Source organism: Halopenitus malekzadehii, assembly GCF_900108505.1.
Taxonomy (GTDB): domain Archaea; phylum Halobacteriota; class Halobacteria; order Halobacteriales; family Haloferacaceae; genus Halopenitus; species Halopenitus malekzadehii.
The window spans coordinates 585886-608842 of sequence record NZ_FNWU01000001.1; the positions used below are offsets into that span (position 1 = coordinate 585886).

Annotated in this window: 21 protein-coding genes; 16 read left to right on the plus strand and 5 right to left on the minus strand. The window is 68.5% G+C overall.

Annotated features, from left to right (window positions below):
- Positions 1-60: 60 nt before the first annotated feature.
- Complete coding sequence (locus tag BLW38_RS02975; protein ID WP_092814035.1) at positions 61-471, minus strand: hypothetical protein; 411 nt, start codon at positions 469-471, stop codon at positions 61-63.
- A 153-nt stretch (positions 472-624) separates the two neighbouring features.
- Between BLW38_RS02975 and BLW38_RS02980 the strand changes: the two genes are divergently transcribed.
- Positions 625-1779 carry a signal peptidase I gene (locus BLW38_RS02980; RefSeq protein ID WP_092814037.1) on the plus strand — a complete coding sequence of 385 codons (1155 nt, stop codon included), beginning with the start codon at positions 625-627 and terminating at the stop codon, positions 1777-1779.
- A gap of 136 nt (positions 1780-1915) precedes the next feature.
- Here BLW38_RS02980 and BLW38_RS02985 read toward each other — a convergent pair whose 3' ends face one another.
- Positions 1916-2974 (minus strand): DUF5305 domain-containing protein, encoded by a 1059-nt coding sequence (locus BLW38_RS02985; RefSeq protein ID WP_092814039.1) that lies wholly within the window; start codon positions 2972-2974, stop codon positions 1916-1918.
- Between the two features lie 308 nt (positions 2975-3282).
- Between BLW38_RS02985 and BLW38_RS02990 the strand changes: the two genes are divergently transcribed.
- The 3 genes from BLW38_RS02990 to BLW38_RS03000 all read left to right on the plus strand — a co-directional run bounded on the left by BLW38_RS02990 (position 3283) and on the right by BLW38_RS03000 (position 6984).
- On the plus strand, positions 3283-4089 hold the full coding sequence (locus BLW38_RS02990) for a QueT transporter family protein (protein WP_218143022.1): 807 nt from the start codon (positions 3283-3285) through the stop codon (positions 4087-4089).
- A gap of 76 nt (positions 4090-4165) precedes the next feature.
- On the plus strand, positions 4166-6205 hold the full coding sequence (locus BLW38_RS02995) for an ABC transporter ATP-binding protein (protein ID WP_092814041.1): 2040 nt from the start codon (positions 4166-4168) through the stop codon (positions 6203-6205).
- Positions 6202-6984: an energy-coupling factor transporter transmembrane component T family protein gene (locus tag BLW38_RS03000; RefSeq protein WP_092814043.1), complete on the plus strand. Its 783-nt coding sequence runs from the start codon at positions 6202-6204 to the stop codon at positions 6982-6984. The genes BLW38_RS02995 and BLW38_RS03000 overlap by 4 nt, the downstream gene beginning before the upstream one ends.
- Before the next feature lies 1 nt (position 6985).
- Here BLW38_RS03000 and BLW38_RS03005 read toward each other — a convergent pair whose 3' ends face one another.
- The 3 genes from BLW38_RS03005 to BLW38_RS03015 all read right to left on the minus strand — a co-directional run bounded on the left by BLW38_RS03005 (position 6986) and on the right by BLW38_RS03015 (position 9516).
- A complete protein-coding gene (locus BLW38_RS03005) occupies positions 6986-7273 on the minus strand; it encodes a hypothetical protein (protein WP_177167406.1) in 288 nt (95 codons plus the stop codon).
- Positions 7274-7355: 82 nt separating this feature from the next.
- Positions 7356-8597: an adenosylhomocysteinase gene (locus tag BLW38_RS03010; RefSeq protein WP_092814045.1), complete on the minus strand. Its 1242-nt coding sequence runs from the start codon at positions 8595-8597 to the stop codon at positions 7356-7358.
- An 88-nt stretch (positions 8598-8685) separates the two neighbouring features.
- A complete protein-coding gene (locus tag BLW38_RS03015; protein ID WP_092814047.1) occupies positions 8686-9516 on the minus strand; it encodes a DUF7839 domain-containing protein in 831 nt (276 codons plus the stop codon).
- Between the two features lie 148 nt (positions 9517-9664).
- Between BLW38_RS03015 and BLW38_RS03020 the strand changes: the two genes are divergently transcribed.
- The 12 genes from BLW38_RS03020 to BLW38_RS03075 all read left to right on the plus strand — a co-directional run bounded on the left by BLW38_RS03020 (position 9665) and on the right by BLW38_RS03075 (position 22924).
- The gene (locus BLW38_RS03020) at positions 9665-10375 is read left to right on the plus strand and encodes a hypothetical protein (protein ID WP_092814050.1); all 711 of its coding nucleotides are present in this window, start codon (positions 9665-9667) and stop codon (positions 10373-10375) included.
- Positions 10372-11271 carry a cobalt-factor II C(20)-methyltransferase gene (locus BLW38_RS03025; protein ID WP_092814054.1) on the plus strand — a complete coding sequence of 300 codons (900 nt, stop codon included), beginning with the start codon at positions 10372-10374 and terminating at the stop codon, positions 11269-11271. The genes BLW38_RS03020 and BLW38_RS03025 overlap by 4 nt, the downstream gene beginning before the upstream one ends.
- Complete coding sequence (locus tag BLW38_RS03030) at positions 11268-12197, plus strand: cobalt-precorrin-4/precorrin-4 C(11)-methyltransferase (RefSeq protein WP_092814057.1); 930 nt, start codon at positions 11268-11270, stop codon at positions 12195-12197. The genes BLW38_RS03025 and BLW38_RS03030 overlap by 4 nt, the downstream gene beginning before the upstream one ends.
- Before the next feature lie 25 nt (positions 12198-12222).
- Positions 12223-13299 (plus strand): cobalt-precorrin 5A hydrolase, encoded by a 1077-nt coding sequence (cbiG, locus tag BLW38_RS03035; protein WP_092814060.1) that lies wholly within the window; start codon positions 12223-12225, stop codon positions 13297-13299.
- A 61-nt stretch (positions 13300-13360) separates the two neighbouring features.
- Positions 13361-14410, plus strand: coding sequence for a precorrin-3B C(17)-methyltransferase (locus tag BLW38_RS03040; RefSeq protein WP_092815571.1), 1050 nt, complete (start codon positions 13361-13363; stop codon positions 14408-14410).
- A gap of 8 nt (positions 14411-14418) precedes the next feature.
- A complete protein-coding gene (cobJ, locus tag BLW38_RS03045; RefSeq protein WP_177167407.1) occupies positions 14419-15528 on the plus strand; it encodes a precorrin-3B C(17)-methyltransferase in 1110 nt (369 codons plus the stop codon).
- Entirely contained in the window at positions 15518-15820 is a 303-nt protein-coding gene (locus BLW38_RS03050) for a ferredoxin (RefSeq protein WP_092814063.1), read from the plus strand. Before cobJ ends, BLW38_RS03050 begins: the two co-directional genes overlap by 11 nt.
- Positions 15813-16535, plus strand: coding sequence for a cobalamin biosynthesis protein (locus tag BLW38_RS03055; protein ID WP_092814066.1), 723 nt, complete (start codon positions 15813-15815; stop codon positions 16533-16535). The genes BLW38_RS03050 and BLW38_RS03055 overlap by 8 nt, the downstream gene beginning before the upstream one ends.
- Complete coding sequence (locus BLW38_RS03060; protein WP_092814069.1) at positions 16535-17800, plus strand: CbiX/SirB N-terminal domain-containing protein; 1266 nt, start codon at positions 16535-16537, stop codon at positions 17798-17800. The genes BLW38_RS03055 and BLW38_RS03060 overlap by 1 nt, the downstream gene beginning before the upstream one ends.
- Positions 17801-17916: 116 nt before the next feature.
- Positions 17917-18288, plus strand: coding sequence for a DUF3209 family protein (locus BLW38_RS03065; RefSeq protein WP_092815578.1), 372 nt, complete (start codon positions 17917-17919; stop codon positions 18286-18288).
- Between the two features lie 71 nt (positions 18289-18359).
- The gene (locus BLW38_RS03070) at positions 18360-19802 is read left to right on the plus strand and encodes an amidase (protein WP_092814072.1); all 1443 of its coding nucleotides are present in this window, start codon (positions 18360-18362) and stop codon (positions 19800-19802) included.
- 167 nt (positions 19803-19969) lie between these two features.
- Positions 19970-22924 (plus strand): bacterio-opsin activator domain-containing protein, encoded by a 2955-nt coding sequence (locus tag BLW38_RS03075; RefSeq protein ID WP_092814075.1) that lies wholly within the window; start codon positions 19970-19972, stop codon positions 22922-22924.
- Positions 22925-22957: the final 33 nt, after the last annotated feature.

The following is a 22957-nucleotide window of genomic DNA, read 5'->3' on the forward strand; positions in this document are numbered from 1 at the left end:
ACGATCGGGACGAAACGGTCAAGACACGACGCACGAGGATCGACGTGGAGGGACGGACGCTCAGAGGACCCCGATCGCGATGATCCAGAGGTTCCAGATCGTCACGAGAACACCCAGTGTGCAGAGCCCGAGGGGAATCCCGGTGTTGTGGGGTCGCGGGACGCAGACCCACAGGGCGAAAAAGTACGCGATCAGAAGCACCTTGATCGGGGCGATCGACCACAACCCGAGGGACCGAACGATTCGAACCCCGACGGGGCTCGCCTCGACCACGGTGGGGAGATACAACCCGATCAACGTCGTGAGGACGTCCCCGGCCCCGAAGAAGGCGAGCGCGCCGCCCCACCACCACGGCGTCATCCCGGTGAGAACGTCGATCGATCTCGGCGACGCGGTCGTTCGGGGCGTCGGCGTCGCTTCCGACAGCCGATCGTCGGTCCGTGTTCGGGGACCCGAAGCATCCCCCGTCATACGCGAACATATATATTGTAGCTATAATTAATTAATTGAAGTATTCGGAGGGGTTACAGGTAAACGGTGCGACGGGACACGCCAGCAGTTCGGGGGAACACCTTCATCCGCGACGAACGCGTATCGAACACCGAAACGCCGCCCGTGAGATAGATGAACCCGACACGCCTCCTGACCGGTCTCCTCACGATCATTGCCGTGCTCATCGCCGTCTCGATACTGGCGGGTGCGGTCCTCGGGCAGCCGATCGGCATCAGTTACGTGGAAACCGGCAGTATGTCGCCGACGCTGGATCCCGGGGACGGGTTCATCGCCGTTCCGACGGCGGTGGCGGGGCCGATCGAACCCGGCGACGTGATCGTCTTCGACGCGGTCAACATCCACGACGGGGGGCTCGTGACACACCGGGTGGTCGGCGAGACCGAGTCGGGATACATCACCCGCGGCGACGCGAACCCGGTCACCGACCAGGACGGAGAGGAACCGCCGGTCGACCCGGGACGGGTCGAAGCGACGGCACTTCAGGTCGGCGGCGACGTCGTCGTGATCCCGGGCTTCGGCACCGTGGTGACGGGGGCAAGCGGACTGATCGAGTCCCTGCAGCAGTTCCTGGCGTCCACGCTGGGAACGCGAGCGCTCCTGGGTACCCAGGGCGCGGCCTATCTCGTGTTCGGCTTCGGCGTGGTCACCTACGTGCTCGCCTCGCTGGCGGAGACGGCCGGGTCACGGCGCCGCGATCGACGGACCTCACGGTGGTCCGGGTACGTCACTCCACAGGCCGTCATCGGGACGATGGCGATCGTGTTGATTCTCGCGGTGACCGCCAGTATGGTCGTTCCCGCCGGCGTCCACACCTTCCAGTTCGTGAGCTCCGAGGTCGAATCCGAAAATCCGAGCGTCATCCAGCAGGGAACGACGTCGAACGTCACCTACGTCGTGCCATCAAACGGACCGATCCCGGTCGTGGGGGTGATCGAGCCGGCAAGTAGCGGAGTGTCGGTGTCCCCGCAAACCGTCACCGTTCCCGGCGGCGAGACGGCGAACGTCACCGTCACGATCCAGGCGCCGCCCGAAACCGGCGTGTACACCGAATCCATTCGTGAACACCGATACCTCGCGCTGCTCCCGACCGGCGTCATTCTGACGCTGTACGCCGTTCACCCCTGGCTCCCGATCGTGGTCACCGACGTCCTCCTCGGGGTCGGATTCATCGTGGTCGCGGTCGCGCTGATCGGGATCGACCCGATCCGACTCGACCGACGACGGCGAGCCCCGCTCCGTGTCCGGATCCGCCGCTGGTTCAAGTGAGCGGGGGCATCACCGACGGGAGTCCTACCGACGGGAGACTATCGACCGGAGACTATCGACCGGAGTCCCACCGACGGGAGTACCGACCGGAGTCCCGTCGGTCGGAGTCCCACCGGTGGTCCGACCGCCGTCGCCATCACTGACTCCCCGAGAGCCCGACCCAGGAGTCGATCTGTGTGGGATCGGCGGCGTGATAGTAAATCAGGTCGTCGTCGACGACGCTGTAGGTCTCCAGGTCGGGATCGTAGATGACGCGTTTGTTCGTGTCGATCGCGACGTCGACGAGATCCTCGAGGGTCGTGATGTAGATGTACTGCTTGTCGGAGTCCGCCGGGAACTCCCCGGTCGAGATCCACTCGTCGTACTTCGATCGGACGATCTCCATCTCCAGCTCGTGCACGTCCTGTCCCCGGACGTTCCAGACGATGAGTCCCGTCCCCACCAGGATGAGGACGACCCCGATCCCGAGACCGCCGTAGACCGTCGTCATATCGGGTGATAGCTGGCGCGTTCCTCGCTGTCTCGTTCGACTCTCGGTCGTCGTCGCCGAGAGGTCGCCGTCGAGCCAGTAGGCGTCGTTGCCGACCTCGAAGGGAACCGTCCCGGAGAGCGATCCCTCGTAGGTTTCCCCGCCCTGGGCCGGGGCGGCGTAGGTCGTCTCCAGCCGAAGCTCCGTCGAGACGCTGCCCACGCCGGCCATCGCGCTCTCGTAGGCGTTCACCCGCTCGACGACGTCGGGAACGTCGACCGATGCCGTCGTCTCGTGTGTGCCGTCGGATATCGACGCCTCCTCGGCGATCACCGTCTCCTCGCGTTCCCACACCACGTCGTCGTTGAACGTTCCTCGATGAACGAGGACGAGCCGGTGGGTGAGGCCGACGGTGCGATCGTCCGGTACGTCCGTCTCGACTGTGAGGTCGAGTTCCGGCGTCGAGTTGGTGAAGTACACCGGCTTGTTCTCGATCGTCTCACCCTCCGCGTACAGCGGCGTCTCTCCGGTGACCGTCGCGGCGTGGGTAACCGTCACGCCGAACTCCTGTACGTCGTACTCCTCGGGCGGAAGGTCCTCGACCGGCGGGTTGGTGTAGGCGTATCCCGCGCCGCCGACGGCGAGCAGTCCGGCAAGGACGAGCGCGATACCGAGTATCCCGCCGTATATCGCGAGCTCACGTTTGATCCGGGCGGTCGTGGACATCGTTAGGTGCCGTCGCGGGTGAGCGGTCGGCCGGTGGCGGTCGACGTGTCGGGTACCCCGAACCGTCCCTCGATCGCCGTGGGTGATCCCACGAGGCGTCGATCAGCGGTTCGATTCGAACGACCGATGGCCATCCGCATCACTGTTCAGGCGGTGGCTCGCGAGTCTCTTAACAGTTTGTGGTGCCGGCTCGTCCCGATCCGGTGACCGAAAGCAACACCGTCGTCGACCGATATCGGCCGTTCCATCCCGGCGAGGCGTTTCGCCCACCGATCAGCTTATGGTTCTGCCTCGTAACCTCTCGGCCGATGCGCGAAATACTCACGATGTGGCGTGACACGCGGATGATTATGCTCGTCGCCGTGGTCGCGGCGGTGTACGCGGCGGTGCTCATCCCGTTCCAAACTTTTCAGATCATTCCCGGCATCACCAGCATTCGGCCGGCGAACGTCTTCCCGGTCATCTTCGGGATCATGTTCGGCCCCGCGGCGGCGTGGGGATCGGCGATCGGCAACCTGATCGGCGACATCTTTGGCGGCACCTTCGGACCCGGGAGCGTCGGCGGGTTCGTCGGAAACTTCACGTTCGGCCTGGTGGGCTACAAGCTGTGGGGGAACCTCACCCCGCTGTCCTCGCGAGTCGAACCCGACTTCCGCGAGAACGCCGGCGTCCAGCTGGGCGAGTACGCCATCATCGCGGTGGCCGCCTCCGCGGCGTGTGCGGTCATCATCGCGTGGGTCGTCGACCTCCTGGGGCTGGTTCCCTTCGCCGTCCTGGGTCCGACCATCCTGATCAACAACTCGATCGCGGCGGTCGTGCTCGGCCCGCCGCTGCTGTACCTGACGTACCCGCGGCTCAAGGAGATGGGACTGCTCTACCCCGATCTGCTCCGCGCTGAGGACCTCTCGAGCGCCGGTTCGAACCTGAACCCCATCGCTGCATGGGGGCTGGTCGTCGTTCCGTTGGTCTGGCTCGGTGTCGGGTTCTTCCTCAGCACGGGCGCCGGCGCCGGCCTCACGAGCGTCACCGCGCTCGGCGCGGTCGGCATCGTGGTTCTTGCAGCCTGTACGGTCATCGTGGGCGAGCGGCTCTCGACGATCGTCGGCCGAGCCTGACTCCGACGCCATCGACCAGCCGATCGCCACGAGTCGAAACAGCTACCCGGGCGGCCTCGTTTTGGACAGATATCCAATGACGGACGAGGAAGACGGTATCGCGGCCCGACTCCGAAACGTCGTCTTCTCCTACGACCGGGACGAGACGCTGCCCGACCCCGAGACTCTCGGGACCACCGACGTGGATCCCGACGATCGCGAGGGTCCCGTCCTCCGGGGTGTCGATCTCGATGTCCCAGCCGGCTCCTTCACCGTCGTGATGGGCGCCTCCGGCGGTGGTAAGTCGACGCTGCTCCGGACGCTCAACGCGATCATTCCGGACTTCATCACCGGCTCCTTCGACGGCGACGTCGACGTGCTCGAGCGCGACGTCACCGCCACGCGCGTGAGCGAGATGGCGACCGATGTCGGGATGCTCCTCCAGGACTACGAGTCCCAGCTGTTCGGCACCAGCGTCGCCGCCGAGGTGGCCTTCGGTCCCGAGAACCTCGCGGTCCCCCCCACGGCGATCGGCGACCGGATCGACGACACGCTCCGGCTTGCCGGCCTCGAGTCGCTCGACCGCCGACGGGAGCCATCCGGCCTCTCAGGCGGCCAGAAACAGCGGCTCGTCTTCGCGGGCGTGGCGGCGATGCACCCCCGACTGCTCGTTCTCGACGAGCCGACGAGCGACCTCGACCCCTCCGGCACCCGCGAGCTGCTCTCGGCGATCGGATCGCTGGCCGGCGCAAACCTCGACCGGAGCCCCGGTGCCTCCGAGACGGCCGTCGCCGCCGAGGCGGACTGGGACGGTCCCGAGACGATCGTGATGGTGACCCACAAGATCGAGGAGGCGCTGCTTGCCGACCACGCGGTCCTCCTCCAGGGCGGCACCGTCTATCGGGAAGGGCCGGCGCGCGAGGTGTTCACCGACGTCGAGTCGCTGCGTGCCTCACGGGTGGCGATCCCCCCACTCGTGGAGGCGTTCGACCGCCTCGGCGTGCCGAACGAGGGCCTCCCGCTGGTCCCCGAGGAGGTCCCCGCGGCCGCCGACGAGCACGGCTTGCGGTGGACGCCGCCGGGGCGGGTCGATACGGAGCAATCCGAATCCGGTAGTCCGGGAGCCCCGGCCGACACGGGAACCGACCTCGGCGACCCCGTCTTCGAGCTCGAGGACGTGGTGTACGAGTACGACACCGACCGGGGGCCGGTCCGCGCCGTCGACGGGATCTCGCTGACGGTCCGGGAGGGTGAGGTGCTCGCGCTCGTGGGCCACAACGGCTCGGGGAAGACGACGCTGGCGAAACACCTCAACGGGCTCCACGAGCCCGATGCCGGCAGCGTCCGGTACGACGGCCGGGAGGTCGCGGACTACTCGATGTCCGGGATCGGCCGCGACGTCGGCTACGTCTTCCAGAACCCCGACCACCAGATCTTCGCGGACACGGTGCGCGAGGAGGTCGCCTTCGGCCCGGAGAACTTCGGGCTCGAGGGCGAGGAGCTCGACCGGCGCGTTCGCGAGGCGCTCGAGACCGTCGAGCTCGACGGGCTCGAGGACGCCGACCCGTTCGCGTTCTCGAAGGGCCAGCGCCAGCGGGTCGCGCTCGCGGGAATCCTCGCGACCGACCCCGAGGTGATCGTCTTCGACGAGCCGACGACCGGCCTCGACGCGACCCAGCAGGAGCGATTTATGCAGCTCGTCGCGACACTCAACCGCGAGGAGTCGGTCACCGTCGTGATGGTCACCCACTCGATGGACACGGTCGCGCGGTACGCGCCGCGCACCGCGGTCCTCAAGAACGGGCAGGTCGTCTTCGACGGGAGCACGCGCGAGCTGTTCGCCGACGCCGACCTGCTGGCCGACAACGACCTCCAGCCGCCCCACGTCGTTGAAGCGTCCCACGAACTGGCGGCCGCGGCCGGGATGGACGACGCGCTGCCCGCCCTGTCGATCGACGAGCTCGTGGCCGGGTTGGGCGCCGAGGCGGATATGGGACCGGAGGCGGATATGGGACCGGAGGCGGATGTGGGTTCGGGAGCGGATGCGGACTCGGAGAGGGATACGGACTTGGGGGCGGATGCGGATCCGGGGGCAGATGCGGATATGGATGTCGACGACGCGGAGGTGGACCGATGAGCGCGACCTCGCTGTACGTCGACCGCGGGACGTGGATCCACCGCCTTGACGCGCGCAGCACCCTCGCGTTCGTGCTGGCGATCTTCGTTTCGGGGTACATCTTCGACGACCCGCGATTTGCCGCGGTTCCGCTCGTCGTCGCCTTCGTCTCCCTGCTCGCCGTCGGCGGGTGGCCCAACTTCAAGCGGCTCTCGCCGATCGTCGCCGCGCTGTTCGTCGTCGGACTGATCGTCTGGCCGCTGTTCACCGGGCCGGGCGGTCCGACCGTGATCGACGTCGGTCCGCTCGTGCTCTCCGAGCGCGAGCTGCTGTTCGCGCTCGGGCGTTCCGAGCGCATCGCCGTCTTCATCGTCGGCGGGCTGCTGTTCGTGACGACGACGTCGAACGAGGAGATCGTCAGCGGGATGCGCCAGATCGGGATCCCGTTTGCGTTCTGTTTCGCGGTCGGGACCGCACTCCGGCTGTTCCCGACGTTCATCGACGCCGCCGGGACGGTCAAACAGGCTCAGGAGGCGCGCGGCCTGGACCTCTCGGACGGCAACCTGATCGAACGGCTTCGCAGCTTCGTCCCCCTGCTCGTGCCGGTCTTTATGACCGCCTTCCGAAACGTCAACACCCAGTCGATGGCGCTCGAGGCCCGTGGCTTCGACACCCGCCGCGACCGGACCTTCTACGGCGCCAGCTCGATGGGCGGCGTCGACTGGGTCGTCACGGTTGCCTCCCTGGTCGTGATCGTCGGCGTCGTCGGGCTACGGCTCGCCGGCTACGGTACCTTATAAATCACGTAAATCCGTCATCCTCAGCTTCTCCATCCTCAGCTTCTCCGGCTTCCTCTTCTCCTTCGGCTTCTTCGTCTTCCCCCTCAGTCGACGATTCTCTGGGGAGCTCACGCCGTCGCGAGAGGTACACGGGGATCACGATCAGGCCGCCGGTCGGGATCAGGATACCCAGCCAGTAGATCTCCGGGTTCTCCAGTCCGAGTCGACGGGCATCGAGGTAGACGATCGCGGCGATCGGGATCTGCACGACTAGGAGGGCGAGGAGGACGAGGACCACGAGTTCGGGCATTTCACGTCGGATGACGGCTCCCGGCGCAAAAACGGTGGCTCCCCGGATTTATAAGGAATGCCGTCTATCCGAACGCCGGTATTTAAAAGCTGCTGCCCTCGTGGCGCCAATCGGTGGCGTATTCGCGCTGGGACTCGATCATCTCGTCGATCGTGACGTCGAGGGTCTCGAGTTTACGCTCGGCGACCTCCCGATCGAGGCGGTCCGGGATCGCGTAGGCGCCGGGCGTGAGGTCGCGGTTCTCGACGATCAGGTCGTAGGCGGCGACGAACATCATCGAGTGGGTCGTGTCGATCACCTCGGCGGGGTGGCCCTGGCTGTAGGGGCCGGTGAGGTTCACGAGCCGGCCGTCGGCGAGCAGGTTGATGTCGCGGCCGTCGGGCATGTGGTACCGGGTGACGCCTTCCTTCGGGGTCGAGGTATCGCTCGCGAGACTTTCGAGCGCGTCGACGTCGATCTCGACGTCGAAGTGGCCGGCGTTGGCGAGCTGGACGCCGTTGGTCATCGCCTCGAAGTGCTCCTTCCGGATGACGTCGCGGTTGCCGGTCGTGGTGATGAACAGGTCCCCCACCGCGGCGGCCTCGGTCATCGACATCACGCGGTGGCCGTCCATGTGCGCCTCGAGGGCCTTCCGGGGGTCGACCTCGGTGACGATCGTCTGTGCGCCCATCCCGCGCGCCTTGCGCGCGATCCCGCGGCCGCAGTAGCCGTAGCCGGCGACGACGACGTCCTTGCCCGAGATGATCGTGTTCGAGGTGATGGCGATGTTTGTGAGCGCGGACTCGCCGGTCCCGTGGACGTTGTCGAAGAAGTGCTTCATCGGCGTGTCGTTCACGGTATAGACCGGGAACTGTAACACGCCCTCCTCTTCCATCGCTTCGACGCGGGTGATGCCGGCGGTCGTCTGCTCGCCGCCGCCGATCACGTCCACCGCGACGTCGGAATGGTCGGCGTGGGCCTTCGAGATGAGCTCACAGCCGTCGTCGAGGATGAAGTCGGGCTCGTTCTCGAGCAGCTCGTGTTGTTGGGCGTCGAACTCCTCGTCGCTCATTCCCTCCCAGGCGAAGGCGGTGACGCCGTCGATCGCGTCGAGTGCATCCACGACGTCGCCGTGGGTCGACTGGGGCTCGCTGGGTGCAAAGAGCACGTCCGCGCCCGCTTCGTGCAGCGTCTCGATCAGGATCCCGCTTTTCGCCTCGAGGTGCGTCGCGACGGCCACGGTGTGGCCCGCGAGGGGCTCGTCGTCGCCGTACTCGGCCTGAAACGATCGAAGGATCGGACAGTAATCGCGTGCCCACGTCAGGGGGTCGGTCTCCTGGCTCATACCCGAGCCATTCGCGCCGGCGGTCAAATAGCTGGCCACTTTCAGCGGCAGGTCGATCCTCGCCGTGGGATCGCTTCTCGTCGCGGGATCACTCCTGGCCAGCCCATTCCTCGGCGGCGTCGACGACCTCGTAGCTCACGTTGCTCTTGCGGAGCTCGTCCGTGTGTGCCGACAGACGCGGGGCCGTGGCCACGAGCAGTACGTCGAGGCCCTTGGTGGCGGCCTCCCGGACCGCCGCCGTGCTCCCGAACTTGACGTCGGGATCGAGATTCGCGTCGGTCGCGGCGACGAACGCCTCCACGCCGGCGACGGCGAGCAGGTCGTGGTCGGCGGCGATCCGCCGAAGCCGGTCGGAGTCGACCGCCCGACTCCCGCCGTCGCGGACGTGCGGGACCGAGACGGCGGTGACGGTGCCCAGATCGTACTCCACGACCCCCTGGAAGTTCGTGATCCCGACGTCGCTGCCGGCCTCGGCGTCGGTCACCGCGACCGCCGTCGCGCCGCCGGTGTCGCCGGCCATCGCCCGGAGCACGCCCTCCCGCATCGTCAACGAAACCGTCTCGCCCTCCGCGATGGCGGTGGTCGCGAGGGCCGTCTCCACCTCGACCTGTCCGATCACGTCCTCGGAGACGTGCGTGATGATCCCACGGAGTTCCTCGGTTCGCGAGATCAACCAGTCGACGCCCTCCTTGGTGACCTCATAGCGTCCCCGACCGTGCTTCTCGACGTAGCCCTGCTCGATCAGGTCCCGGAGGTAGTCGCTGACCGCCTGCGCGGTGACGCCGATCGCGTCCGCGATCTCCCGCTGGTTGACCGCCGGCTGGCGCTCGGCGATCTCCACCAGGATCTGATACCGGGTGGCGTCGCGCTTGCTCCGGAGGACGCCGAACGCCTCGGACTCGTCCGCGTTTCCCGCCATTACCGAACCTGTGACCGTGCAACTCAAATACCTTTGGCTTACTCCGCCGTGAGTTGTGCTATCTCGGCGGAAACGCGACATTTAGACAATTCAATTAGCACTAATTCAACCAAAATTGTTTTAGGTCCTACGCGAGTTGTTCACCTCGATGGCGAACGTCTCGCTTCCCCACGACGCGAAGGCCGGGCCGACGAAACCCGAGGTTCGGGCCGTCCTGTTGTCGAAACTCGACCTCGACCGGTCCGATCACTTCGTGGAGGTCGGATCTTGTACCGGCGCGGTCACGATCGAGGCGGCCTGCCGGGCCGGTCGCGTGACCGCGATCGAACGGAAACCCGATCGACTGACCGTGACCGAGCGCAACCTCGCGGCCAACGGGATCGGCGTCGACGACGGTTCCGGGCTCGCAGCGGCGGATCCGACGGATTCAGTGGATCCGGCGTCTCCGGTGGCCCCGGCGGATCCGGGGAGTTCCACGGACGGCGGTCGTGGCTCGGCCACGGTCACCCTCCGGGAGGCTGAAGCGCCCGCGGGGCTCCCCGACGATGCCGACGCGCTGTTCCTCGGCGGGAGCCGCAACTACGAGGCGGTGCTCGACCACGCCGCCGCGACCGGCGTCGATCGCGTGGTGATGAACGTCTCCCGACTGGAGGTCGCCGGCGCCGCGACCGAGGCGTTCCGCGATCGCGATCTCCTCGAGGACGTCGTGCAGTTCCAGGTCAGCCACGGCTACGAGCTGGCCGGCGCGACGAGCTTCGACTCGGACAATCCGGTGTATATGCTCGTCGGCGGCGTCGACGAGGAGGACGACGATACGGCGTCCGTCGAGGATGCTGACCGCGCGGAGGCTGCCCGATGACCCTCTACGGCGTCGGACTCGGTCCGGGCGAGGCCGACCTCGTGACCGTCCGCGGGCGGAAGGTCCTCGAGACCGCGGACGTGGTCTACTCGCCGGGCCGGCTCTCGCGGTCGGTCGCGACCGAGCACGTCCCGGACTCGCGGATCGGCGACCTCGACTTCCCGATGACCCGAGACGAGGACGAACTCCGGGACGCCTGGCGGGACGCGGCCGCCGAGATCGCCCCACGAGCTCGCGATGGAACGGCCGCGTTCGTCACGCTTGGCGATCCCAACGTCTACTCGACGTTCGGACACCTCCGGCGGACATTCGCGGCGTTCCATCCCGACGTCGACCTCGAGGTGGTACCCGGCGTGAGCGCCGTCACCGCCTTCACGACCGCGCTCGGGGTCGAGGTGGCCGCGGGATCGAGCCTGGCGCTTCGGGAAGCCGCCCGCGGCGCAGCCCCGACCGGCCCCGGCCGGATGGTGCTGTTCAAGGTCACCGACGTCGAGGCGACCCACAATAAACTGGTCGATGCGGGCTACGACGTCGTCTACGGTCGGCGCCTCTTTATGGAACAGGGCGAGACCGTCGTCACCGACGACCCTGCGGAACTCGCCGACCGGGACTACTACACGCTCGCGTACGCGGAACGACGCGACGCCGACTTCGACCGGCCGGCGACCGCGGCTTTCGAGTCGACGCCCGACTCCCTCCACGTGGACGGGACGGCGACCGACGGTGGCGTCGAGGCCCTCGCACACACCGAACTGGCGGAGGGTGAAGCGTGCGGCGACCGCCCGGTGGATGCGTCCGGGTCCGGCCGAGAGGGCGGTTCGGTCGACGTCCCCGGGGGAACCGGGCGGACCGGAGAGGCCGGGCGGACTGGAGAAACTGGAGGGAGCCGTCGATGACCGACCCGCAGGCGGAGACTGGCCCACGGAGCGAGACTGACCCCCAGGACGCGATCGACGCGGCGGCGGACGCGGCGGGGACCGATCGTGACCTCCGCATTCACGAGCGGACAGCCGGTGAGGTCCCCGATCCCGGCGACGCCATCCCCTTCATCGGAGCCGGTCCGGGTGATCCGGGACTGCTCACGGTAACCGGTCGCGAGCTCGTCGAGGCCGCCGACCTCGTCGTCCACGCGGGGTCGCTCGTCAACAGCGAGCTGCTCGAGGCGTACTGCGCCGACGCCGAACGGGTCTCGAGCGTGGGCAAGGACCTCGAGGAGCTGATCCCGCTGATGCGGGACGCCCACGAGGCGGGCCGGAACGTGGTCCGGCTCCACAGCGGCGATCCGGCGATCTACGGCGCGGCGCTCGAACAGATGGACGCGCTCGAACACGAGGGCGTTCCCACCACCATCGTGCCGGGCGTCACGTCGGCGTTCGCCGCCAGCGCGACTCTTCGGACACAGCTGACACTCAACGGCGTGGCCAATCACGTGGCGTTCACACGCCCGCAGGGAACGACCCTCGATCCCGAGGACGACCACATCGGCGAGTTCGTCGGAATGGGCGACGTGACGACCTGCATCTACCTCGGGACGCACGCGATCCCCGAGACGATGGACCGACTGCTCGAGGACGGACACGACCCCGAAACGCCCGTGACGGTCGTCTACCACGCCTCCTGGCCCGACGAGGACGTGATCGAGGCCACGATCGCGACGATCGGCGAGGCGGTCACGGACGCGGGCTACCGGGCCTCGGCGCTCGTGGTCATCGGCGACGCGGCCAGAAAGACCGGATACGAGCGGTCCTACCTCTACGGCGACTGGGCGAACCGCGGCTCGGCTGCGACCGACGGAACCGACGCCGGCGAGGCGGACGACTAGTTCGACTGATTCGACTGACCCACTGATGAGCACCGACACCGACGCCACACCGGACGACGCATCGACCGGCACGAACACCGACGCATCGACTGACGCAAACACCGACACGAACACCGACGCAGCGACCGATTCCGGCGGCCACTGCTCGACCCCCGATTCGGACGGCGAGGTCGCCGAGGAGATCGCGATCGTGAGCTTCGAGCGGAAGCTCGATACCGCCGAGGAGATCGTCGCGGAGCTCGCGGCCGACTACGAGTGCATCGATGTCCTCGAGTACCACGGCGACGTCTTCGCCGAGCACTGGGGTGAGTACGACTGCTTCCTGGGGCTGATGGCCTCGGGGATTGCGATGCGCAAGACCGCCCCCCTGCTCGACGACAAGTGGGACGACCCCGCGATCGTCGTCGTCGACGAGGCGCTCACCTGGGCGATCCCGATCACGGGGGGCCACCACGGCGCGAACCAGGTCGCCCACGACCTCTCGCGGCTGGGCGCGGTCCCGGCGATGACCACCGCCAGCGAGGCCGCCGGCAAGCAGGGCGTCGAGAGCAAGGCGAAGGCGCTCGACAGCCACGTCGTCAACGGAGACTCGACGGTGGCGACCAACCTGGCCGTCCTGAACGACGAGCTGGGACCGGTCGCCCGACTCGACGGTCCCCGAGCGGTTCTCGTCGACGATGACGTGACCGTCCTCAAGCGGAACGGCGGTGACGACTCCGACGCGAACGAGTCGACCGATCGCGTCGTCCTCGGCACCGGAACCGTCTCGGGCGTCCGGTCGGAGCAGGTCCTCGAGGCCTGGGAGACCGCCCTCGACGACCTCGATCTGACGGTCGACGACGTCGACTTCGTCGCGACCGGCACCCGGAAGGAGGGCGAGGAGGGCCTCTACGAGGCCGCGAAGGCGATCGACGCCGGCGTCGTCCTCTTCGAGAAGGAGACGCTCCTGGAGTTCGAGGGCCCCTCGCCGTCCCGCTCGAAGGAGCTGATCGGCTGGCCAGGGATCGCGGAGGCGTCCGCGATCGCCGGCGGCCGCGAGCACGAGCTCGCCCGCGAGAAGGAACGGTTCGACGACGCCGTGACCGTGGCGGTGGGGCGGTAGGATGGCGGGTGCTCACTCCGGATCTGCGTCGAATTCGGGATCCGAGACGTCCGACTCCGAGATGTCCGACACCAAGACGTCCGACACCGAGACGGCCGGCACCGAGACGGCGGAGTACGGAACCCTCTACGTCGTCGGGATCGGTCCCGGGCTTCCACACGCGATGACCCAGCGGGCCCGGGACGTGATCGCCACCGCCGACTGTGTGATCGCCTCGAACCTGTATCAGGAGTTCCTGCGGCGCGACGGTACTCTGCCGCCCGAGAGTGCGGCGGTCGAGGATACGGAGGCCGGGACGGAGAGGGGAGCGGAGACCGGGACGGAGAGGGGAGCGGAGGCCGAGACGGAGACGGGAACGGGGACCGAGACGGAGACGGGAACGGGGACCGGGACGGAGGCGGCGGACTCAACGGTCACCGACGGCGGCGCCGCGACCGAGGACACCGGAACCCTTCTGGAGCGCCCGAACGGGAGCCGACAGACGCTCGTCCGGTCCTCGATGGGCCGACAGGTCGAGCTGGCTCGTGAGGCCTTCGAGCGCGTCCGCGCCGGCCAGGACGTCGCGCACGTCTCCGGCGGCGACCCCAACGTCTACGGGAAAAGCGACCTCCTGTACACGATGGCCGACGCTGACGACGCCCGCGACGTGCCGATCGAGATCGTCCCCGGCGTGACCGCGGCGCTCGGCTGTGCGGCCAACCTCGGAGCGCCCCTCTCGAACGACTTCTGTACGATCTCTCTGTCCGACAAGTGGCGCGGGTGGGACGAGATCGCGGAGAAGCTCCGGGCGGCCGCGATCAGCGGCTTCGTGATCGTCTTATACAACTGTTGGCGGGATTACGAGCGCGCGATCGAGGTGATCCGCAAGGAGCGGTCCGACGACGTCCCGGTCGGCATCGTCAACGACGCCGGCCGCGGCGACGCGGGGCGCAATCTCGAGGACGAGACGCACACGATCACCACCCTCGGCGAGGCGACCGACCACGACGAGGAGGTCGGCGGGATGGGGACCTCCATCCTCGTCGGCACACACGAGACGACCGTCTGGGAGAACGACCAGGGCGCCCACCTCGTCACCCCGCGCGGCGGGCGTGACGTCGACGACTTCTAACCACACCAATGAGCACGAACGACACCACCGAGACGACGGAATCGAACGCGACGACCACCGAGACGAACGCTGCCGCCGAAACGACCGACGCGGCCGACGCGAACGCCGTCACCACCGACTCGGCCGAATCGGACGCTGCTGAGGCGACCGACGAAAACACCATCACCACCGACACGACGGCGTCCGCGTCGAGTTCCGCCTGCGGCGCCGGAGGGTCGACGGACGACTCGGCGACAGATGGGAGTTCGGCTCGCAGCTGTGGCGGCTCCGAAACGGACGCCGCGGCGGCCAAGAAGGCCGCGACCGACGAGCAGGTCGGATCGACCGCCGCCGACTTCGCGGCCGACCCCGGCCGCCTCGTCGCGGTCGGGCTCGGGCCGGGTCAACCGGACGGGATGACCGCGCGCGCTCGCGCGGCCCTCGCCGACGTCGATCACATCGTGGGGTACACGACCTACGTCGAGCTGCTGCCCGAGGAGATCACCGACTCGACCGAGGAAATCTACGACACGCCGATGTGCGGGGAGGTCTCCCGCACCGAGGAGGCGATCGACCGGGCGCTGGCGGGCAACGACGTCGCGATCATCGGCAGCGGCGATCCGAACGTCTACGCGCTCTCGGGGCTGGCGCTGGAGATCCTCGAGTCGAAGGATGCGACCGCCGAGGCCGTCGATTTCGAGGTCGTTCCCGGAGTGCCCGCCGCCCAGTCCTGTGGCGCCCGTCTGGGCGCGCCGCTCGTCAACGACACCGTCAGCGTCTCCCTCTCGGACCACCTCACACCGATGGACGAGATCGAGTCCCGACTCCACGCGGTCGCACCCGAGGGGTTCACGATCGCGATCTACAACCCCTGGAGCCGCAAGCGCCGCGAGAACTTCGAAACGTGTTGTGAGATCCTGCTCGAGCACCGCGCTCCCGAGACGCCGGTCGGGATCGTCCACGCGGCGGGTCGGGAGGACGAACGCGTCGAGATCGTCGATCTCGGCGAGCTTGCGGACCTCGGCGAGACCGACCTGATAGACATGACGACCACGATCCTGGTCGGCAACGAGGAGACATACGTCTGGGACGACCGGATGGTGACGCCGCGGGGGTACGAGTCCAAGTATGACTACTGACTCCGCCCACGGTGACGGGGCCTACCGGGTGACCCTCGACCGGGACGCCTGTGAGGGCGTCTTCGCCTGCCTCGTTCGCGACGAGCGGTTTCGGGAGGCCGCGGATGGACTGGCGACGATCGACGATGGAGGGGCTGACCACGCTGGCGCGCCATCGGCGGGAGGATCCGGTGATTCAGACACCCTCGTCGCCCGGTTCGACGACGACCGGATCGCGGAGGCGCAGCAGGCGGCCGCGGCCTGTCCGGTGGACGCGATCGCGATCGATCTGGAGGTGGCTCCCGATGAGTGATGCGGCCCCGAACCACGAGACCGGGATCGAGCCCGCGGCCGACCTGCTCGATGCGACCCCGGAAACGGCGTACTTCTGGGGCCGCGTGGCGGGCGACGGCGAGGTGACGGCGGACGGCGTCACGACCCGTGCCGGCGACGAGACGGCCGCCGAGGCGCTCGCGGCGATCGCGGGCACGAGCCGGACCGGGACCGACCACCGGGTCGAAGCCCGCGAGTCGGCACACGACGCCTCGATCGTCCGGTTCGAGGACGAGTACGAGATCCAGGTGATCGGCGCGCCGGCCGAGCGCGCGAGCGCGGCCTTCGGCCTCCCGATCGACGGCCAGCCGGGGGGCTACCGGTTCGACGCGTTTTCGGACCACCGCGCACGACTGATCCGGGGGCTGCTCGAGGCCTGCGGGACGGTCTGCTTCCGGGAGTCGGCCGGCTCCGTCGGCGTCTCGTTCGTCCACGAGGACCGTGCGCTGCTCGACACGATCCGCTCGCAGCTGTCTGCGGCCACGCCCCACGTTCCGACCGACGACCTCGCCGAGACGTCGTCGGGCGGCTACTGGTTCGGGCTCGCGGACGACGCCGACGTTGCCACGTTCGCCGAGTGGGTCTACGCCGGCAGCGCGGCGTCCGGCCTCTACGCGGACGACCGCCGGGCGAAGCTCCGGCGGAGCGTCGAGCGAGCGACCGGCGCCGACGTGGGCACGCTGGAGGGCGAGTGATGGCGGGAGCGGAACCGCCGGTGACGGCGGACGCGGAATCGCCGGCGAGGGCGGACGCGGTTCCGACCACGCTTGACGACGAGGCGGTGCTGTTGGTCGGCCACGGCTCCCGCCGTGAGCGGTCGAACGAGCAGGTTCGCGAGCTGGCGGCCGGGCTCGAGGACCGCCTCGGGATCCCGGTCGACGCCGGGTTCATCGAGCTGGCGTCACCCTCGATCGACGAGGCGATCGCCGGGCTCGCGACGTCGGTCTCGCGGGTCACCGTCGTCCAGCTCTCGCTGTTTGCCGCCAGCCACGTGAAGGCGGACGTCCCGCTCGCGGTTCAAGAGGCTCGGTCGGTACACCCCGAGCTCACGATCCACAACGGCTCGCATCTGGGGATCCATCCGGCCATCATCGACCTGCTCGAGGACCGGGCGGCGGCCGTCGAGGCCGAGTTGGACGTTGACCGGGAGGCGGGCGACGTCGCCGTCGTGCTCTGTGCCCGGGGGTCGAGCGACCCGGACGCCAACGGCGACGTCCACAAGCTCGCCCGGCTGCTCCACGAGGGGCGCGCGTTCGACCGCGTCGCGGCGTCGTTCATCGGCGTTACGGAGCCGCGGCTCGCGGAGACGCTCCACCGGATCGCCACCGACCGGCCGGACGCCGTGGTCGTGCTCCCGTATATGCTCGGCGACGGCGTCCTGACGGAACGGATCCGCGAGGGAGCCGCGACCTTCGATGCGGAGTACCCCTACGTCGACGCCGCGGCGGGGGATCCGCTCGGAACCGACGACCGACTGCTCGACGTCCTCGGTGATCGCTGGCAGGAGGCCCGGACCGACAGCGTCGAGATGTCCTGTGACACCTGCACGTACAAGGTCGAACTGGACGGCTACGAGGAGGACGTCGGCGGAGCCAGGGCGATGTTGCGCGCGCTCACCCACCGCGAGTCGCACGCCGACCGCGACGACGTCGACGACGAGCCCCATACTCACGACGCGCCGGCCCACCACGTGGCCGTCTGCACGAATCGGACCTGCGCGGCGGACGGTTCCGCGACAGTTCTCGAGCGGCTGCGGCAGGCCGCCCGGGACTCCGAGGCCTGCGACGCGCGCATCACGCGATCGTCGTGTCTCGGTCGCTGTGGCGACGGGCCGATGGTGGCCGTCTCCCCCGACGGCGTCTGGTACGGCGACGTCGACGAGGCCGACGCCGAACGCATCGTCTCGTCCCATCTCGACCGCGGCCGGATCGTCTCCGACCTCGTCGACGTCACGCTGTGATCCCACTGGTGACTGGCCGATCATCGGTCGACCCGACTCGAACCGCTCGACCCGAACCGACTCGAATCGAACCGAACCAGACACACCCGAACGATACCCAAAACACACGATCCACGATGAGCTGCCACGAACTCGAAGCGCTCCGACTCGCGCTGTTGAACGTCCTCGGAACCGGGGATCGAACCGCCCGCGAACACGCCGAGGCCGAACTCGAGGGTCACCTCGAGGGGCCGATCGAGGCGCTCGCGAACGCCGAGACGCTCGACGCGATCGAGCGTCACCTCGACGCCGCGCTCGTCGACCTGGAGGCCGAGGTCGCCGCGACCGATCCGGACGACCCCGAATACGACTACCTCCGCGGTCGTCTGGTCGCCGTCCGCGACGCCGAACGCGCGGTGCATCGCCTGACCGCGCAGGGCGAGAGCGTCCTCGACGGGCTCGCGGACGCCCACGACGTGCTCCACGAGACGTTCCCGGTCGAGGAGTGATCGCTGGAAAGCCTCGTGGTACCACACCACGGGATAGGTAGACTTTTGTCCCGCATCCCGTCTGTACGAACGTGACAGATATCCACACGCACTCGGCGACCCGGATCGCGCGGGAGATCCGCGCCGGTGACCGGTCGCCGGTCGATGTCGTCGACGCGACGCTCGACCGCATCGAGGAGCGAAACGACCGCACGAACGCCTTCGTGACCGTCACCGGCGATGCCGCCCGCGAGGCCGCCCGCGAGGCCGAGCGCGCCGTCAAACGGGGCGACGACCTCGGTCCGCTGCACGGCGTCCCCGTCGCGATCAAGGACCTCGACGACGTCGCGGGCGTCAAAACGACCTTTGGGTCGAAGCTGTTCGCGGACAACGTCGCCGACGCCGACGACGAGTTCGTCCGCCGGCTCAAAGCCGCCGGCGCCATCGTGGTCGGCAAGACGAACACGCCGGAGTTCGGCCTCGGGTGTACCACGGACAACCGCGTCGTCGGTCCGACCGGGACGCCGTTCGATCCGGACCGGATCTCCGGCGGCTCCTCGGGCGGCGCCGGCGCCGCGCTTGGGGACCGGCTCGTGCCGATCGCGCAGGGCTCGGATACGGGCGGATCGATCCGGACCCCCTCCTCGTGTTGTCACGTGTTCGGGCTCAAGCCCTCATTCGGACGCGTTCCGCGCGTTGATCGCCCGAACGCCTTCTCGGACCAGACGCCGTTCTCCCACACCGGCCCGATGGCCCGCACCGTCGCGGACGCGGCGTTGATGTTCGAGGTGATGGCGGGACCGGACCCGGGCGATCCCTTCAGCCTCCCGGCCGACGACACGGACTACCTGGCGGCGACCGACCGGCCCGTGGACGACCTCCGGGTCGCCTATAGTCCCGACCTGGACACCTATCCCGTCGAGCCGACCGTCCGGGCGGTCGTCGACGACGCGGTCGGCGCCTTCGAGGACGCCGGCGCGACGGTCGAGCGTGCCGATCCCGATCTCGGTCACGACCAGGGTGAGATCCTGGATGCGTACTACACGATGGCCAAGATCCTCTGGGAGTCCCTCTTCGACGGTCTCGAGCGCGATCACGGGCTCGACCCGCGCGGGGCAGACCGCGACCGACTCCGGCCCGTCACGGTTGAGACGATCCTCGAGGCCGCCGACGTGTCAACGCGGGAGTACACGCGGGCACAGATGGTCCGGAGCGACGTCTACGACGGGATCGTCGACCTCCTGGCGGAGTACGACGTTCTCGTGACCCCGACGCTGGGCGTCACCCCGTTCGAACACGGTGAGCATCCCGAATCGGTCGACGGAACGCCGGTCGACCGGCTGCGCGGCTGGCTGCTCACGCAGCCGTTCAACTTCTCGGGCCATCCCGTCGGGGCGGTCCCTGCCGGCCTCACCGATGAGGGGCTTCCGGTCGGGATGCAGGTGGTCGGACGGCGCCACGCCGACGACGTCGTGCTGGCCGCCAGCGCCGCGGTCGAACGGGAGCGACCGTGGCACGACGCGTATCCCGCCTGACGGCGTCGGCCCGGAGTCCGATACGGTTGGAGCGACGGTCGACTCCCGCCGGCGACGCCGCCATATGTGGTTCACTATTAAACCGGCAGCGTCTAGGGTGTATACTACTAACCCCCGCTATTCGGTCCGATCCCCGTCGTGGCGGGACGATCACGCCGTTGCCACCTATGACACCCACTACAGCATCCCTCGATTCGTCTCACGTCGTGGTCGCCGGCGACACCGCGGCGATCGACGACTACGCCGACGCGCTGGCCGCCGCGGGCGCCGACGTGCGGCGTCCCGAGACCGCGGCCGCGGCCCTCGAAACGGTCCGAACGGATCCGATCGACTGTCTCGTGACCGAGGCCGCTCTCCCGGACGCGACCGCCGTCGAGATCCTTGAGGCGACTCGGGAGGAGTCGTCGACGCTGCCCGTGATCGCCGCCACCGCCGATGGCGACGAGACGGTCGCGAGCGAGTTGATCGGTGCCGGGGTCACGGACTACCTGGCGCTTCGTGATCCGGATTCGGAGCCGGAAGCCCCTGACGCGGAGTCGGCACACCCGGTCGAACGGTCCGGCGAGGAGCTACTCACCCGAACCGAGCGCGCCATCAGGACGGCGCAGCGAGCCGAGACGCGTCGCGAACGAGCCCGGCGGTTCGACGCCGTCCTCGAGGACACGCGAACGGCAACGTGGGTGCTCGACGCCGACGGCACCCTCGAGCGCGCCAACCGGACGGCACGGGACCTGGTCGACGCCGACGTCGACGCGCTCGTCGGCGATCCCTTCTGGACGCTCCCCTGGTGGTCGGCCGCCGAGGGGACGATGGCCGACGTACGCCGACTCGTGGAGATGGCGCAGTCGGGGTCGTTCGGCAACGCGGTCGTCTCGCGATCGGCGTCGCTGGCGAATCCCGACGTCATCGACCTGTCGGTCCGACCCGTCCGGGACGACGGCGGGACGGTCACCTCGATCGTCGTCGAGGGGGTCGACATCACCGACCGTGTCTCACTTGAGCGCGACCTCCGTCGGTCCGAGGAGCTGCATCGGGTCACGCTCAACAACATGACCGACACCGTCCTCATCACGAACGAGGCGGGCGAGTACACCTACGTCTGCCCGAACGTCCACTTCATCTTCGGGTACACCGCCGCGGAGATCGAGGACCTGGGGACGATCGACGACCTCCTCGGCGCCGACCTCTTCGACCGCGAGGAGCTGGCCGAGAACGGCGTCCTCAAGAACCTCGAGTGCACCGCGACCGACAAGGCGGGGCGGGAACACACCCTGCTCGTCAACGTCCGCGAGGTCGCGATCCAGGACGGAACGCTGCTGTACAGTTGCCGGGACGTCACGAAGCGGAAACAGCGCGAGGAGGCGCTGGCGACCCTGCAGGAGACCGCGCGTGATTTCCTCTACGCGGAGACCCACGAGGAGATCGCGAGCCACGTCGTCGACGACACGCCGAGCGTGCTCGATCTGGACGCGAGCGCGGTCTACCTGTTCGACGACGACGCCACCGAGCTGCGCCCCGCTGCGCGTTCACGGGGGATGCGGGATCGACACGGACCGCTGCCGTCCGTCGGCGCCGACGACACGACGCTCGTGGGTCACAGCTTCGTCGCGGACGACGCGCTGTTCCTCGACGACGCCCACGACGACGACCGGCTCGGAAACCGGGCGAGCGACCTCCGAAGCGTGGCGGCCATTCCGCTCGGATCACACGGCGTCTTCCTCATCGGGTCCACGTCGGTCGGCGCCTTCGACGACGTCACGCGTGAGCTCGCCGACCTGCTCGCGGCGACCGCCGAGGCGGCGCTCGACCGCGTCACCCGTGAGTCCCGGCTTCGTGAACAGGAGCGGACGCTCCAGCGTCGCAACGAGGAGTTGACCGGACTGAACCGGGTCAACGAGACCATTCGGGCGATCGACCGGGCCGTCGTCCGCGCCGAGACGGGCGCGGAGATCGACCACTCCGTCTGTGAGCATCTCACCGATGACGACCGGTTCCGGTTCGCGTGGATCGGAACGGTCGACGAACGATCCGGCACGGTCGAACCGCGGGCGTGGGCGGGTGAGGCGGACGGCTACCTGGACGCACGACCGTTCACGATCGGCGCCGACGAGGGCGATCCGGCCGGCCGAGCCGCGGCGACCGGCGAGACCACCGTCGTCGAGAACGTCGCCGAGAGGGTCCGCGAGGAGTCCTGGCGCCGGGACGCCCTCTCACGGGAGTACCGATCGGTGGTGAGCATCCCGCTCGTGTACAACGACCTCTCTCACGGGATCCTCACGGTGTATGCGACCACCCGGAACGCTGTCGACGACACGACGCGGGCGGTTCTCGGCGAACTGGGGGAGACGATCGCCGCCGGGTTCAGCGCGAACGAGCGCAAGAAGGCGTTGCTCACGACCTCGCTGACCCGCGTCGAGTTCGCGGTCGACGACCCCACGTTCGTCCTGTCGCGGCTCGCCCGCCGGGCGGATTGTACGATCGCCTACCACGGCGGCGTTCGACAGACCGATGAGGGACGATACGTGTTCGTCACCGTTCAGGACGCGCCGCTCGATGCGGTGGCGGACGCGGCCGCCGACCTCGTCGCGATCGACGACGTCCGCCGGATCAACGGGGGACGCGCGAACGACGCCGGAGCTTCCGGTGATGCCGACGATGCTGGCGGGACGGGCGGCGTGTTGCGGCTCCGTCTCACCAGTCCCTTCCTCGCGCTGGACCTCGCCGATCACGGCGCCGTCGTTCGAGAGGCGACCGCCGATCCCGACTCGGCGACGCTCGTGGTGGCGGTTCCCGACGGGATCGGCCTCCGGCGGGTCACGGAACTCGTGCGGGAGACCTTTTCGGACGTCGAACTCCGGTCCAAACGGACCCTGGATCGATCGCTCGACCACGATCGGTCCGCGCGCGTGCTTGCGGACGTGACAGACCGCCAGCTGGAGGTCGTGCAGACGGCCTACTACAGCGGCTTCTTCGAGTCGCCCCGGGAACACACCGGGGAGGAGGTCGCGGACACGCTCGATATCTCCCCGCCGGCGTTCTACCGACACGTCCGGACGGTTCAACGGAAGGTGTTCACGGCGCTCTTCGAGGAGGGAACCGTCCCGCTCGCGGCTCGCGAGTAGGGGTTCGTGCTCGACGACGCCGGGTAGCAGCCG